This is a genomic window from Intestinibacillus sp. Marseille-P6563 (assembly GCF_900604335.1).
In the GTDB taxonomy this organism is placed as follows: domain Bacteria; phylum Bacillota; class Clostridia; order Oscillospirales; family Butyricicoccaceae; genus Butyricicoccus_B.
Genome location: NZ_UWOD01000001.1, coordinates 23012 through 37655 on the forward strand (window position 1 = coordinate 23012; position 14644 = coordinate 37655).

At 50.0% G+C, this 14644-nt stretch carries 14 protein-coding genes; all 14 read right to left on the reverse strand.

Annotated elements, in window-relative coordinates; translation table 11 throughout:
• Positions 1 to 148 precede the first annotated feature (148 nt).
• On the reverse strand, positions 149 to 1342 hold the full coding sequence (locus EFB11_RS00120) for an ABC transporter ATP-binding protein (RefSeq protein WP_122789688.1): 1194 nt from the start codon (positions 1340 to 1342) through the stop codon (positions 149 to 151).
• Between the two features lie 202 nt (positions 1343 to 1544).
• On the reverse strand, positions 1545 to 2537 hold the full coding sequence (locus tag EFB11_RS00125) for a ComEC/Rec2 family competence protein (protein WP_122788327.1): 993 nt from the start codon (positions 2535 to 2537) through the stop codon (positions 1545 to 1547).
• 5 nt (positions 2538 to 2542) lie between these two features.
• Positions 2543 to 3439, reverse strand: a complete 897-nt coding sequence (locus EFB11_RS00130; RefSeq protein ID WP_122788328.1) for a carbohydrate ABC transporter permease — start codon at positions 3437 to 3439, stop codon at positions 2543 to 2545.
• A 136-nt stretch (positions 3440 to 3575) separates the two neighbouring features.
• Positions 3576 to 4835, reverse strand: a complete 1260-nt coding sequence (locus tag EFB11_RS00135) for an extracellular solute-binding protein (protein WP_122788329.1) — start codon at positions 4833 to 4835, stop codon at positions 3576 to 3578.
• Between the two features lie 61 nt (positions 4836 to 4896).
• Entirely contained in the window at positions 4897 to 5736 is an 840-nt protein-coding gene (locus EFB11_RS00140; RefSeq protein WP_122788330.1) for a carbohydrate ABC transporter permease, read from the reverse strand.
• Between the two features lie 72 nt (positions 5737 to 5808).
• On the reverse strand, positions 5809 to 6858 hold the full coding sequence (locus EFB11_RS00145) for a LacI family DNA-binding transcriptional regulator (RefSeq protein WP_164706514.1): 1050 nt from the start codon (positions 6856 to 6858) through the stop codon (positions 5809 to 5811).
• Between the two features lie 273 nt (positions 6859 to 7131).
• On the reverse strand, positions 7132 to 8304 hold the full coding sequence (locus EFB11_RS00150; RefSeq protein WP_122788332.1) for a cobaltochelatase CobT-related protein: 1173 nt from the start codon (positions 8302 to 8304) through the stop codon (positions 7132 to 7134).
• A 143-nt stretch (positions 8305 to 8447) separates the two neighbouring features.
• Complete coding sequence (locus EFB11_RS00155) at positions 8448 to 8681, reverse strand: hypothetical protein (RefSeq protein WP_122788333.1); 234 nt, start codon at positions 8679 to 8681, stop codon at positions 8448 to 8450.
• Between the two features lie 300 nt (positions 8682 to 8981).
• Positions 8982 to 10286, reverse strand: a complete 1305-nt coding sequence (locus EFB11_RS00160; RefSeq protein ID WP_164706515.1) for an S-layer homology domain-containing protein — start codon at positions 10284 to 10286, stop codon at positions 8982 to 8984.
• Between the two features lie 16 nt (positions 10287 to 10302).
• Positions 10303 to 11919 (reverse strand): IS66 family transposase, encoded by a 1617-nt coding sequence (tnpC, locus tag EFB11_RS00165; RefSeq protein WP_122788335.1) that lies wholly within the window; start codon positions 11917 to 11919, stop codon positions 10303 to 10305.
• A 74-nt stretch (positions 11920 to 11993) separates the two neighbouring features.
• Entirely contained in the window at positions 11994 to 12347 is a 354-nt protein-coding gene (gene tnpB / locus EFB11_RS00170; RefSeq protein ID WP_122788336.1) for an IS66 family insertion sequence element accessory protein TnpB, read from the reverse strand.
• Positions 12344 to 12664 (reverse strand): IS66 family insertion sequence element accessory protein TnpA, encoded by a 321-nt coding sequence (tnpA, locus tag EFB11_RS00175; protein ID WP_122788337.1) that lies wholly within the window; start codon positions 12662 to 12664, stop codon positions 12344 to 12346. The genes tnpB and tnpA overlap by 4 nt, the downstream gene beginning before the upstream one ends.
• Positions 12665 to 12926: 262 nt before the next feature.
• Complete coding sequence (locus EFB11_RS00180) at positions 12927 to 13382, reverse strand: winged helix-turn-helix domain-containing protein (RefSeq protein ID WP_122788338.1); 456 nt, start codon at positions 13380 to 13382, stop codon at positions 12927 to 12929.
• A gap of 86 nt (positions 13383 to 13468) precedes the next feature.
• Positions 13469 to 14644, reverse strand: a complete 1176-nt coding sequence (locus EFB11_RS00185; RefSeq protein WP_122788339.1) for an aspartate aminotransferase family protein — start codon at positions 14642 to 14644, stop codon at positions 13469 to 13471.

The following is a 14644-nucleotide window of genomic DNA, read 5'->3' on the forward strand; positions in this document are numbered from 1 at the left end:
ACTCCTTCCATTATGAACATTCGGTCTCGTGCTGGAGAATTATGTACCCAACATTCCATCCATGCAATAGCGTCTTCAACAAAGGAGCGATACCCTTTCCCCTATCCAGTACTGGAAATGCTACTTCGCTGCGGATTACTGCGGCCCGTCAGTCAGAAAACTTCTCCAAGTTTTGAGCAGTGTTCCGATCAAAAAGGTGGACAACATTACCTTGGAAAGTGAAGTTCAATGTGTCCCCGATAGAGGGTATGGAATGACCGGTCGCATGGAGATCTAACATTTGGAGAATAACAATAGAGTCAGTTCCACAAGCGCTCACATGCAAGTGTACAGCGGAACCCATCATTTCTGCCACGTCCACAGTACCATGCACCGCCTGAGCAGCATCGGAAGCCATTGAAATGTGCTCCGGACGGACACCTAAAGTAATGGGCTGCGGGGCGACTTGGTTTTTCTCCAGATTAGCCTGCTTCTCATCCGACAACTCTACCCGGACATTTTCCAGTACCACGGCATAGCGGTCGTTCTCTTTCACCAATTCTGCGTTGTAAAAGTTCATCTGCGGCATTCCGATGAAGCCGGCTACAAACAGATTTGCAGGATGATCAAAGACTTCTTGCGGCGTGCCGATCTGCTGGATGACGCCGTCTTTCATGATAACGATCCGGTCACCAAGCGTCATGGCCTCTGTCTGGTCATGGGTGACGTAGACGAAGGTGGTGTTGATGCGGTGGCGCAGCTTGATGATCTCCGCTCGCATTTGGTTGCGGAGCTTAGCGTCCAGGTTACTCAGGGGCTCGTCCATCAGTAGCACTTTGGGCTCTCGAACAATAGCTCGGCCGATAGCTACTCGCTGTCTCTGTCCGCCGGACAGAGCTTTGGGTTTGCGATCCAGATACTCCGTGATACCCAAGATCTCCGCGGCCTGATTTACCCGGCGGTCAATTTCATCTTTGGCAACTTTCCGCAGCTTCAGTGGGAAGGCTATATTCTCCCGCACTGTCATGTGAGGATATAGTGCGTAGTTCTGAAATACCATGGAAATATCCCGGTCTTTAGACGCCACGTCGTTCATAGGTTTGCCATCGATGTACAGTTCGCCGCCGCTGATGTCTTCCAGACCGGCAATCATTCTCAGTGTGGTGGACTTGCCGCAGCCGGAAGGACCTACTAGCACGATAAACTCTTTGTCCGCAATGTCAAGATTAAAGTCCTGGACTGCCAGCACGCCCTCATTGGTAATCTGGAGGTTTGTCTTTTTCTCCTCAACCCCCTTCTTCTTTTTCTTGGGTTCCAGGTGAGGATAGACTTTTTTAATATTTCTTAAAATTACTTCTGCCATGTTACTGGGCTTTGGGAGCAGCGCCTCCGCGTCTTCCCCCTCACGTCCGGTGAAAGTCCGGTACGCATTTGCGACAGGTCTCCACACTGCCGCACCGCAAGCCAAGCGGATATTCCTCCTTTTTTACCTCAATTCGTCAGTTTGTGGAGTGCCGAATCGAGTGAAAATTTCAAAATACGATGAATAAATATTCGTTGTAAAATTAAGGCAGGTAAGATCCATGTAATGTTCCATCAACGTCCACCGTAAACACCAGAGCTTGGTGAGAGGGAGGCGTTGTACCGTCCGGCTTTGGGGGACAGTCGGAAAAGTACAGCGTAGCGCCGCTGTCTGCCATCATCTGCAAAATACCCGGCTCTGCACTGTTGTAACGTCGGTCACTGGAGCCGCAGCACACTACCGCCTTTGGAGCAATCTGCTGGATCTGGTTCCGGGAGATTCCGTCCTGCTGACCATGATGGCCCACCTTGAACAAATCTGCCCGAAGATCCTCTCCCGTGAGATCACCGTATCCCATGTAGTTGGTGTCTCCCGGCAGCAGGAGCCGGACTCCCCGGTATTCTATACGCAGGATCAGACTGCAATTGTTCATGACATCGTCCAACTGATCCAACCGCCGCCAGAAAGCAATCTCTTCCGTTTCCTGATACAATTCCCGGCAGAGCTTTTCCAGATGCTTCGCCCGGATGGTTGACGGCCCCAGCACCCGGATCGTCAGATCCTTGCACGGGTTCAGCACGACACCTGCCGCCAAGGTCCTTTTACAGCATTCCTCTGTTTTTAAGCGGCGGCAAATGATTTGATAATCGTTGAGTGCTTGAAGGAACTTCCTCCGGGATATGGCCTGCCCTGCAGTCGGGATTGTCAGCGGGCGCATATGCTTCCAGAAATCCCCCGGCAAAGTCTGCCAAAAGGCTCTGGGTGTCAGATGCTCCACCACCGGCAACAGGCCGCACAGATGGTCCTCATGGATGTGTGTGACAGCCATTGCATCAATGTGATCCACACCATGCCGGGCAAGATAGGCGCCCAACGGGATACGGCCTGTGTCGCTGGTCTGGTATTCCCCCGCCTCACCGCTGCCGCCATCGATCACCATCACAAATGTGCTGCCAGGGAAAGACGGATCCGGACATTCCAGCACCATGGCCTCCCCATAGCCCACGTTGACAAAGGTCAGTCTCAGTCCCTCCATAGGCGTCAACCCATTGCCCGTTTGATGTAGAAGCTGGAGAGAATCAGCACCAGGATCGTCATAACAATGGCGCCTGCGCTACCAAAGCCGAAGTCCAGAGACCTGATCCCGTAAGTATAGAGGAACTGCGTGATCGTTGTGGTAGTACCTGCCGGTCCACCGCCGGTAAGTACATTCACTTTCTCAAACAGGCGGAAGGTATCAATGGTACGCAGCAGAGCGCACAACGCTAAGCTACTTTTGATGTTAGGCAGGGTTACATACCAGAACTGTTGAAAGAAGCCAGCGCCGTCAATCCGCGCCGCCTCATACTGATTTTCCGAAACAGATTGCAAAGAGGCGTATAGCAGCAGGAACACAAACGGCACATTCTGCCACACGTCAATTACCAAAATCGTGGCGAAAGCTGTCTTAGTGTCCATAAACCAGTTGAAGACTGGCAGCCCCAAGGCTTCCAGGAATTGATTGACTATTCCATAGTTGGACGAGAGCATCAGCCGCCAGCTCAAAGCCACCGTGACAGCAGGTAACAGATAAGGCAGAAGCAACAATGTCCGCATGATCTTCTGCCCGCGCCGCAGGGAATTTATAAATACTGCAATCAGGAGGCCCAACCCCATCTCCAAAATCACTGCCAAAACAGTAAAAATGATGGTATTCCAAACTGCCTGCTGGAAATATCCGTTATTGAAAAGTTTGGTATAGTTATTGAAAAGGATAAAAGAGGCCTGATCCGTGCCTTTCAGATAATTGTAATCAGTAAAGCTGTAAATAAATGTGAAGATCATGGGGTACGCCGTCATGACCAGCAGTAAGATCATGGTGGGCGTCAGCATACTAATTCCAAACCGGGTCGTTGTTACGCTTGCGCTATTCAATTTTCTGATTTCATATCTCTTCATACAATAGCCTCACAAATTCAGGAGGGTTCGCCCAGCATCTTCGGAGCGTAAAGATGAACGAACCGGGACGCCGTGACGGCGCCCCGGCCGCATGAATATTCGCTGGGGTGGTATTACTACGGTCTGCAGGGAATAGTTAGCCAGCCATCAGCTGCTCCAGCTGCTCCTGGGCGTTAGCCAGAGCCTCATCCATAGTCTTAGTACCTTGGATGATGCTGTCCATCTCCGTACCCAGAATGTTGGTAAACTGAGTCCACTCTTCGATCACAGGACGGTATACGCCGGTTTCCAACGCGCCGCAGACGGTTTCCAGATGCGGATAGGTCTCCAGGACAGTTGGGTCAGTCAGGCAGCTATAGCGGCACGGAACACCGTCATGTTCAATGGAAGCCAGCTGCACCTCAGGGTTCATGATGTACTCCAGCAGTTCCAAAGCCAGATCCTTATTGGGGGCGTTTTCAGGAATGCCGATGCACCATACGCCCTCAAGAGCCACAGCGTCAACAGCTTGAGAGTCATCCGTCAACTTGGTGGGGATGGTGGTGTAGTCAGCCGTGCCATCAGCGGTGGGAGTATACCAGCCGGGCCAGATCTGAGCCATAGCAGTCTCGCCGGAGGTAACAGAAGCCACGATGTCGTCCTTATCCAGAGTGCCACCTACATTGTAAAGTGCCAGATAGTCCTCCATAGCCGCTTTGAACTCAGGAGTATCAACAGTGGGGTTGTTATTCTCGTCCACAACCCAGCCGCCATGAATTACCAAGTGGGGCAAGAAGTCAGAGAGGATGTTGTCAGCACTGCCACCGCGGATCAAGAAACCATTCTTGTTGGGATCCGCCGCCCGGGTTTTTTGAGCGATATCCTGGATGTCAGCGAAGGAGTCAATGTCTTCGGGAGCATATCCTGCGGCTTCCAGCAGCTCCTTATTGTACATCATGACCGTCACGTTGCCATAATAGGGAGCGAGATAGATATCGTCGCCTACTTTGCAGATCTCGGTGGTAGCAGGGATAATGTCATCGTCGAAGCTATAGCCCATCTCGCTCAAATTTGCCAGAACGCCGTTGGCGGTGAACTCAGCCATCCAGGAGCCGTCCACCATGCACAGGTCATAGGTGCCGGTCTCATTTTCGGCGTCCAAGGCAATACCGGTATGCAGATCATCAAAGGACAGGAGCTGCACCTCGATGTCTACATTATGCTCTTCCTCGAAGTCGGGCAGCATGGCTTCCAGAGACTCGCCATAAGCACCGCCTCGCAGAATCAGGGTCATCTTGGTAGGTTCGCCGGATCCGGTATCTTCACCGGTGCCGCCAGCTGCATCGTTACCCCCGCCGCAAGCCGCCAGAGATAGGGTCATGGACAGTGCCAGGACCAACGTCAGTAGTCTTTTCATTTCTTTTTTCCTCCTACATTTTCGCTTTTCATAGTTTTGGAACATGATTGCGTATATTTTGTTACTCTTTGACAGCACCGCTTGAAAGACCACTGATCAAGTAGTTCTGTGCAAAGATCACAAACAGGGTAATGGGTATGACGGAGACCACACCGCCAGCGGCCACCAAGCCGAAGTTAGTCAGATTATCCTCTGTATTTAGGACAGACAATGCCAGAGGCACCGTATAGTTGGATGGACTGCGGGTGAAGATCACGGTATAGGTGTACTCATTCCAAGCATACATGAAGGACAGCATTGCAACCGCTGCAATGCCTGGCGCCACCAGAGGCAGTACGATCCGCACAAAAAGTTGCCACTCTGTGGCTCCATCCACCTTGGCGCTTTCCTCCACCTCTTCCGGCAGGTCTTGAAAAAAACTGATAAGGAACCAAATAATCAATGGTACGTTGATTAGTACACAAGCTAACGTCACGGGTATTTTGGTATTTAGTAGCCCAATCTTGCTGAACATGGTGTACAGGGGAATGGTGAACGCTACCGGCGGCAGAACGCGGACCAGTAGCACCCAGTAGGTCATGGGCTTTTTTAGTCCAAACCGGAACCTGCGTCTAGCCAAGATGTACGCAGCACAGATCCCCACGAACAACGACAGCACTAGAGAACTAAGGGTAGTCTGCAAGCTGTTGATTGTTGCCTCGCCAAATCCCTTATCAGCAAACAGGCTGACAAAATGTTCAATGGTCAGGGAATCCGGAATCAGTGCGATGTGCCCCTGCATTTCTTCCGTAGGGCGGATGGCCATAGCTATGAGCCAGTAGATGGGAAACAAGGCAACCATCAGCAGCACTACGCAGCCAATAGCTTTCCCCACCGTTCCTATTCGTTTTTTCGCTTTCATATTCTCTTGCCCTCCTATTTCTGCCACCATGGCGGGCGGCATTTTCTTGTGGAATCGCTGTACCGCTGTTGCTCAGGCGGAGCCCCGGATCTGTAGCTCCGTAGGAACTACCGTAACCTGTGGCACCCCTTTTTCTCCAGATAGCAGTTCTTTCATTATCCTCACGCTTAGTTCCCCCATCTCACAACAGTCGATGTGAACGGAGGTCAACTCCGGCTCTAACATCCGACATACGGAGCTATCATCGAGTCCTGTTACTGCCAAGTCTTCGGGAATACGCAGGCCCAGACGTCGGGCTGCTTTCATGGCTCCAACCGCTACTACATCGTTGGTGCTGAAAATGGCTGTGGGGCGATCCTCCCGAGATAACAGCTCCCGACAGGCCTCCGCAGCGCCCTCCACTGTAGGGTCACACAACTTTATATAGCAAGTGTCAACAGGCAGACCATGCGCTTGGACGATTTCTGAAAACGCCCGATACCGCTCATTTAAGATATAGGGGGAAAAGCGCCCTGCCAGCATAGCAATGTTGCGATGACCCTGATTGATAAGATATTCCAGCGCCTGACGGACTCCACCGTATTCGTCGGATACCACACAAGGGACACCCAGCCCTGGAATGAGGTTGTTTACCAGCACCACAGACACCTTTCGGCTCTGGAACTCCGATATCATATCTGGTCGAGCATTTCCTCCCAGAATCACGCCCTCTACTTGCTTGTTTTTCGAAGTGCCAGCCGCCGACTTCCAATCTGCTGCTGTAGAAATAACAAGTTCATAATCCAGCCGGTTCGTCGCGCGCATAATACCGTTGCAGATTCCGGCATAGAATTCGTCCAAGATTGTTGCGCCCTCCTTGCAAATGAGAAAGGCAATCTTGTTTGTCCGCTGAAGTGCCATAGCTTGGGCGATGGCATTAGGTGAATAGTGGAGAACTCCTGCTGCTTCAAAGACTCTTTGTCTGGTTTTTTCCCGCACTAGCTCGGGATTGGAAAATGCACGGGAAACTGTTGCAATAGATAAGCCAGTTAGTCGCGCTACATCATAGATAGTCGGGTTCATATATTTTCTTAACCCCACAAAACTTAAGCGTTTTCTTTTATTGTCCAGTGAAACCAACAATATAAGAATTACCCTTGTTGTTCATAATAGATTTGCCACTACGAACTTAGCATAAATCATCCATATTTTCAATAAAAATCTGGCGTTTTACTGTACATTTTACACAATTCTTAAAAGGTTTTTACATTTTTGGTATTTTTGGTTTTGTAAACGCTTTTATTTTTCGCTCTGTAAAATTTCTTGCTTCGGTTCGAAGAATGCGACATTTATCCCCTAATTGGCAGTAGCCCCACCCGATTTAATCAGGTAGGGCTATTGTCCGTTAATACACTATTAAATTATCCGCTTCGAAATAATCTTGAGCAGATTTCTTGGCAACGTAGACAGATCAGTGATGTCTAGGAAACCTTCGCCATAAATCCGACGGATATTCTCCTTGGACGAGCCAATAGCTGCTGCAAAGGTCTGTACGCCTTTCCGTTTGGCCGCAGCCACAATGTTCCGGATATCCTGCTCTGCCAATTCCCCGCCGTAATCCTGAGAGTTGGGCAATCCATCAGAAATGATGATCAGGATCTTATACTCCTCGGGCCGTTTGGCAAGGATTTCAGAGACAGCGTTGAGGGCCATACCATCGCGGTTAGAGCCATCTGCTTTCATCATGACAAGCCGCGCCTTATCCTTGTTACTTACCCGCTCGAACAAAGCGTGGAGGTACAGTGCAGTGCCTTCTACCCTATCCTTGCTGGCGTTGTGCGTGTTATGCCCAACTACCAGAGTCGGGATACCGATAGAAGTAGCGAAATCATCCAACAGGACTGCTGCTTTCTGGGCTTGATCGAGGCGGGCGCCATGCATAGAGCCGGATTGATCTACGAGGATCGCAATAGCCATGTCGGGAAGGTCTTGAGGTAGCTTGATCTTGCTGAAGAACTTCCCGTCCGGCCGGTATCCGTCCTTGGACTCAACGGTCCGTCCGAAGGGACGATGGCGTTCCACACTACCGCTTCTCAGTTCCTCCAAGAGGGGGACAATGCGCCGCTGAGCCTGTATGGAGTACGGTTTTACTACTTTCAGGACGCGCTCATACTTACTTATGTCTGAAGCCGTTGGTTCATGCGTACGGCGGACAAAGATCGGGCGGCCACGATGCGGGGATGTCTGGCTTGCAAGATTGAGGTCGTTTGTATACTCATTTTTCAAAGCGGTCTCGACCGCCTGTTCCATCCCGTCTTCTGCGGCTTGCTTGGCGATCTGGGCGCTCATCTCGCTAAATACAGCTTCTGCGCTTACCTCGTCATTGCTCTCAGATTCTGCTTTGTCCGGAGAATTCATCCGTCCATGCGAGGTAATCGTCTCACTATATGACGAGTCAGCTTGATCGTTTTCGTCCTCATCCGCCACCCCTTGGTCATTATCCATCTGATCAGCGCCAACATTCTTGGCAGCTTCTTTCAGCTTTCTCCCTCCTGTGCCTTTTTTAACACAGGTGACAGATCGGGTCAACGATCATCCATGCACTGCAATACAACAAAAGCCGACTGGATTATTAACCAGCCGGCTTTTTGCATGTATATACAATGGATTTTCCGCCATAAATCATGCATCCAGTTAAAACATGGTAAGGTCGTCAAGGTTTGTCAAGAGAATCACGACCGATTTTCAGACGAAAACCCTAGTTTTTCCTCGGCTTCCCGCAGACCTTTCTCGGCCTCATACAAAGCCATAGAAGGCGTTAATCCCCGTTTAGTTACCATCTTGACTAGGATTTTGCTTAGCATGGAAGCATTCGTCCGCTCCAGCAGCTCCATTGCCCGATTCAATGTCTGCCCTGCAAATCCTACTTTTTCCAGTTTTTCACGTGCTTTATCTAAACCGTTCATTTTTAACCCTCCTGATTTCGCCAGTTTCCATACGAGCGACTGACTATCTTCTTTACTTTTTTTCTTGCAATTATGTTTTCAGACAGAGAGAAAATCATTCTCTTTTTTCTAAATTATAATCTTTGCGCTGAAAAATCGAAAAGTAGCAATGTGTAAATTGTTTGAAAAATTCAAGCGTGTTGGGCGATGTCAGGCGACGTGCTCCCAGAACCAACGCATGGTTTCTTACGGCGCAAAAGATAAAGGCCGACTGGTTTTATCCAGTCGGCCTTTTGTGTAATTATAGATTTGCCGCTCTACTTACTGTGCGATATTCTCGCAGAAACGCATCAGAATGGTAGCCACTTCTGCACGGGTTGCATTGCCCTTAGGGTTGATCGTTGTGTTGGTGTTGCCCGTGATCAAACCCTCAACATTTGCCCACTGCATCGCAGTAATTGCGTATTCGCTGATCTGGGGAGCATCCGTGTAGCTGCTCAAATCGTTGCTTGCCGTTACGTCGTAGCCCTTGTATTGTGCATAACGGTACAGGATAGCAGCCATCTGTTCGCGGGTGATTGACTGATCCGGGGCAAAGGTAGTTTCCGTAATACCCGTGACGATGCTGTTTGCCTGTGCCCACGCAACCGCATCCGCGTAGTACATATTCGCTGCAACATCGGTGAAACTGGACGCTGCTGCATCCGGCTCACCCTCCAGACGGTATAGGATGGTAACAATCATGCTGCGGGTGGTGGTCGTGTTCGGGGCAAACGTGGTATCCGTAACGCCATTCATCATGCCGTTGTCCAGCATGTACTGGACCGCATTAGCGAACCAGTCATTCGTGTGCACGTCCGTGAACGAATCGACCTGATCGGGCGTTTCGGGAGTTTCTGCTACCTTGATGAATGTTGCATCAATCGTTACCTTGCCGGACGGCATGGTGAAAGTGTACTTGCCGTTGCCCTTATCGGCCACGCTGATCTTATCGCCATTCTTGTCGGTGACAGTCAGGGTGTCCAGCTCATAACCATCGTCCGGGTTAACCGCGATGACGACTGTATCGCCCTTGGATGCACTCTTCGGGGAAACGGTTACCGTGCCGTTGTCGATACCGGACACCACAGAAACCGTGTAGCTTCCGGAAGACGAACCGCCGCCGGAAGAGCTTGACAAACGAGGAATCGGTTCGGTTTTTGTTGCCTTACAAACCGTGCAGGTGTAGCGCATCTCACCGGTCTGGCTCGTTGTAGCTTCTTTGATGACTTCACCCTCATCCCAGCTGTGAGGTTCTATAATCGTCTTCTGACAGCGTGAGCAGATGCTGCTGTGATTTTCCCCGTCCACAGGCTGCGCAATTTCGAGCTCATGGCCCAGTGGTGCGATGTCTTCCGGGGCAGTCAGAATCTCGCCGCAGACCGAGCACTTACTGCCTTCAGTAATACCAGCTTCTGTACAAGTAGCGGGAGTGCCCGGGATTGCGACAGGTGTATGTCCCAGTGCCGGTGTCGAGATCTCCGTATAGCTGGATCCACAGACCGAACAGATGTGACGAACACCGCCGCCAAACTCACAGGATGGTTCGACCGTTTCTTCGTAAGCGCATAATAATCCCCCGTCCACAAAAAACTGGGGGGCCTCAATAGAGGTCCCCAGCGGTTGCCGTATTTCTCGCAGCACAGGCAGCCTGCATCTTTGCACTCCATGGCAAAAAAGCATTCAGATCTTCCTGGCTTGGACTTTTTCCGAGGTATGGCAATTCCGTCAGTGCCTGAAGCAGATAAGCATAGGGCTCAAGGCCGTTAGCCTTTGCAGTCTCCACCAGCGTATAGACGATCGCACTGGAATCCGCGCCCTTCGGCGTATCACAGAACAGCCAATTTTTTCGGCCGAGCGTGAACGGCCGGATAGCATTCTCTGCAAAGTTGTTGGAAATGTCTACTTCGCCGTAGTCGAGGAATGCGCTCAAATACGGCTTCTGGTTCCGGGCATAAGCAACTGCTTCCGCCAGTTTGCTCCCGGGAACCGGCTCCAGGGTTTCCACCCAGCACCAATAGGCCTCAAGCAGGGACTCCACCCCCACCTGACGCGCCGTTTTTCGTTCTGCATCGCTCAATCCGGCATACTTCTTCTCTGCGGCAAAGAGCTTATTGCAGTAATCGTATCCTATGGCGGCTTTGGAGTTTTCTTTCGTCGCTCCTTTCGGCATGGCCTCCCGCCATTTCCGCCGCATATGCGCCCAGCATCCGCATCGCACCACGCCTTCTACCTGATTGTATCCGGCGTAGCCATCTGTTACCAGGCAACCGTTAAACCCTTTCAAAAAAGCTGCTGCGTGTTTGCCGCTGCGGCTCGGCTGGTATTCAAAATATCGGATCGGTTTGCCGCTGCGGTCATTGCTGGCATAGACCCACATCCTCGATTCTGAGGCAGCCGGCTTTCCTTCTTCTTTCAGGACCTGTACAACCGTCTCATCTGCATGGATCACAGAACAGCCCAGCAGCTGCTTTTTCAGCGAGCGGTACAGCGGCTTCAGCCAGCACTGTGCGGTCTGGATTACCCAGTTGGACATGGTTGCGCGGGATAATTCCAGCCCTTCCCGCGCCCAGATCTTTTCCTGTCTGGCTAAAGGCAGCCCATCCACGTACTTCCGGATCATCACATCGGCAACCGAAGAAGCAGTCGCTAGGCTGTGCTTCAGCAGAAAGGGCGGGGTTACGGTTGTTATAAGATTTCCAAAGCCTGTCTTTTCCTCGCACTTCCGGCAAGCGTATGTGCAGCTGTAATATTTCAGCAGCTTGCACTGGCGGGGAATGACCTGTATCCGCTGGGACTCCAGCTTCTTCCCAATCATGACCAGCTTCCCGCCGCATCTGTCACATACCAGTTCGGACTCGGGCAGGGTGATCAGAATCTCCTCTACAGGCAGGTTTGCAGTCAGTTCGGCCACTGTCCGCTTCGGCTTCCGCTTATGGGCTGATACCGCGACTGTCTCTTCTGTCAGTTCAGGAGCCTTATGATCCTGCTCTGCTTCCGCCTCGTTAAAAAGCCTCAGCTGCTGGCCGCCCTGCATCACATAGGAGCGTTTCTCGCTGGACTGTCCAAACCGGGTACGCTGCGCATTGAGCAGCAATTCACTCATGCGCTCCAGTTTTCTATGCAGCTCTGCAACCTCTTTTTTGAGCGCTTCATTTTCTATCTGCAGCTGCGAAAAAGAGGTGGCGCCGGCCTGAGAGGAAGATGCTTTCCTGCCCATTGCCAACACCACCGTTTCTTATCATCTTATGGTGAAATTATACCATAAAACGCTCAAAAAGTACAGCTATTTGCTTAAAATAATTCCTTTCTTTTTCCTTTTTGAATTGCTTTCGGCTGGTCGATTTTCAGCCCCTCCATCAGCCAGCGGAAACTACGCGCATCCAACAGCCGGAGTTCCTGTTCCGCCCTCGGCCACTCGAATGCACCGTTGTTGAGCCGCTTATACAGCAGTATATACCCATCCCCGGAATAGTACAGCGCTTTGATGCGGTCTGTACGCCGGCCACAAAACAGGAACAGGCTGTCCTCGCAGAGATCTCTGCCATATTGCTGGGACACGATAGCAGCCAGCCCATCTATCCCTCGGCGCAGGTCCGTATATCCACAGGCTACATAGTATTTTTCAACCCGGCTCAGATCGATCATAGCTGCTGCAGCGAGCGGAGAATCGCTGTAATGGCATCCGCATCCGTACCCGCAGGCAAAGTCATCTCCGCGTCTCGAAACCGGACGTGGATCATGTCCCTGGCTGAATCCGGCTTTTCCAGTTCAACTAGCCGGGGCGAATCTTTGCCGGCTGCTGCCATGCGCAGTTTCCGCAGCCAGTAATAGTACGTTTTCTCTGTGATTCCGTTTTGACGGCAAAAATCCCGATTGCTCATGCCGCTTTCTCTGCATTGTTGCACAATCTGTCCCCACTGCTGCAGACGGTATTCTTCCCGCACTTGTAATATGTCTTCCATCTGTGACACCTCTCGTCCTTGCTCTCGATAAACTCACCGTGAGCTTTTCAAGTCCTGTGAGTATTGTCTCAGATTCTGCCTCTTTTTTATAGGCGGGTCGTTATTAAGCGCTTACAATATTAAGATTGCTATATCGTCTGATATCTAAATAAATATCCCTCATTAAAGTTAGATACACTCCTGAGTTGCAACTTCTCTTCAAATGATAGCTTCTGAATCCCTACGCAACAGATCGTTTGTTACTTTGGTCATTTTCTATCCATTAAGGTTTGCCGTATGTTTCTCTACAGTAATTTATCAATGGCTTTGCTGCGAAAATATACCCCAGGTTGGATATTGTCTGTATGTAAACCGGATGTTCCTTGTCTGGCTCAATCTTCTGACGGATTCTGCTGATAGTATTGGTGATGGCTGTCAAGTAGCTCTCACTATCCTCATGCCAAACATTCTCAAATATCTGCTCTTTACTGCATAACCAGCCGGGGCGCTGTGCCAGAAAGACTAAAACACCATACTCATACCTTGACAACCTTACATCTTTTCCATCGCGTAGTGCCCGTCGCTGGTGAAGTCGAATTTCCAACCCTGGATAAGTCAGTGTAGAGGAGAGAAACGGATAGCCCTTATGATCACCGTCATTCTCCCAAATCATCAATGGATTCTCTGTTGTTGCACCATTATCTTCGGTAATTCGGGCGATGATTTCGATTTTTTTCACTGCTATCCCTCCCTGGTGTGTAAAACTATTAAAATGCTATTCACAATCAGCTCACGCTGTGCTCTCGTACATGTATTATACTCAAGTTACAATATTGTCTTAAGTGCATTTACCAACACATCAACATGCTCTTTCTGCAAAATCAACGGAGGCAACAGACGAATCACATGAGAACCAGAGGGAATTACAATAATCCCCGATTCTTGTAAAGCATTTATGTAGGGTGCAGCAGGGATAGACAGCTCGATTCCTTTCATAAGCCCTAGCCCGCGCACCTCTTTGATCACCGCTTTTTGAGCCGCTAATTCAGATAGTGCTTTATCCAGATAGGTCGTCATGGCCTTGACATTTGCTAATATGCCATACTGTTGGTAAAGTTTGAATACAGCAACAACGGCGGCTGCTGCTAGAGGGTTGGAACCGTAAGTTGTGCCATGATCGCCTGCGCGCAATACACCGGTCGCTGCCCCTCTTGTTCCAATTGCACCTACCGGAACTCCGCACCCCAAAGCCTTTGCCGAAACCACAATATCAGGAACAATGTCATACAACTGATACGCAAACATATTCCCGCTTCTGCCCATACCACATTGAATTTCATCCGAAACCATCAAAATTTCGTTTTCATCGCAGAGCTGTCGAACTCCTTTGATAAAGGAATCGGTGGCAGCATAAATTCCACCCTCACCTTGCACGGTTTCCATAAAAATTGCACAGGTATTTTTTGTAATCAAGTGTCTGACGCTGTCCAGATCATTGAAATCAGCAAATTTAACATGAGCAAGCATAGGAGCAAAAGGTTCCTGATAGGCTGCTTTCCCTGTTATGGATAATGCCCCCATAGATCTGCCATGAAAGGATTTTTTCATGGCAATAATCTCTCCATTATGATTATTATGCTTCAAAAAATGATATTTCTTAGCAATTTTAATTGCACCTTCGATTGCTTCCGTTCCAGAATTGGTAAAAAACACCTGCTCCATACCAGATGCCTGATTGAACAGCTTTGCAGCTTCAATGGCCGGAACATTATAAAAAAGATTAGACGTGTGCAGCAGCTTCTCCATCTGTTCTTGCAGTGCACGTGTGTAATTCGGATCGTGATATCCCAGAGCACACACACCGATTCCCGATCCGAAATCCAAATACCGTTTTCCCTCTGTATCATAAAGGTACATACCTTCGCCATGATCCCATACAATTGGATAACGATTATATACAGGAACAAACTGCTGATTTGCTTGTTCAATATAAGGATTCAT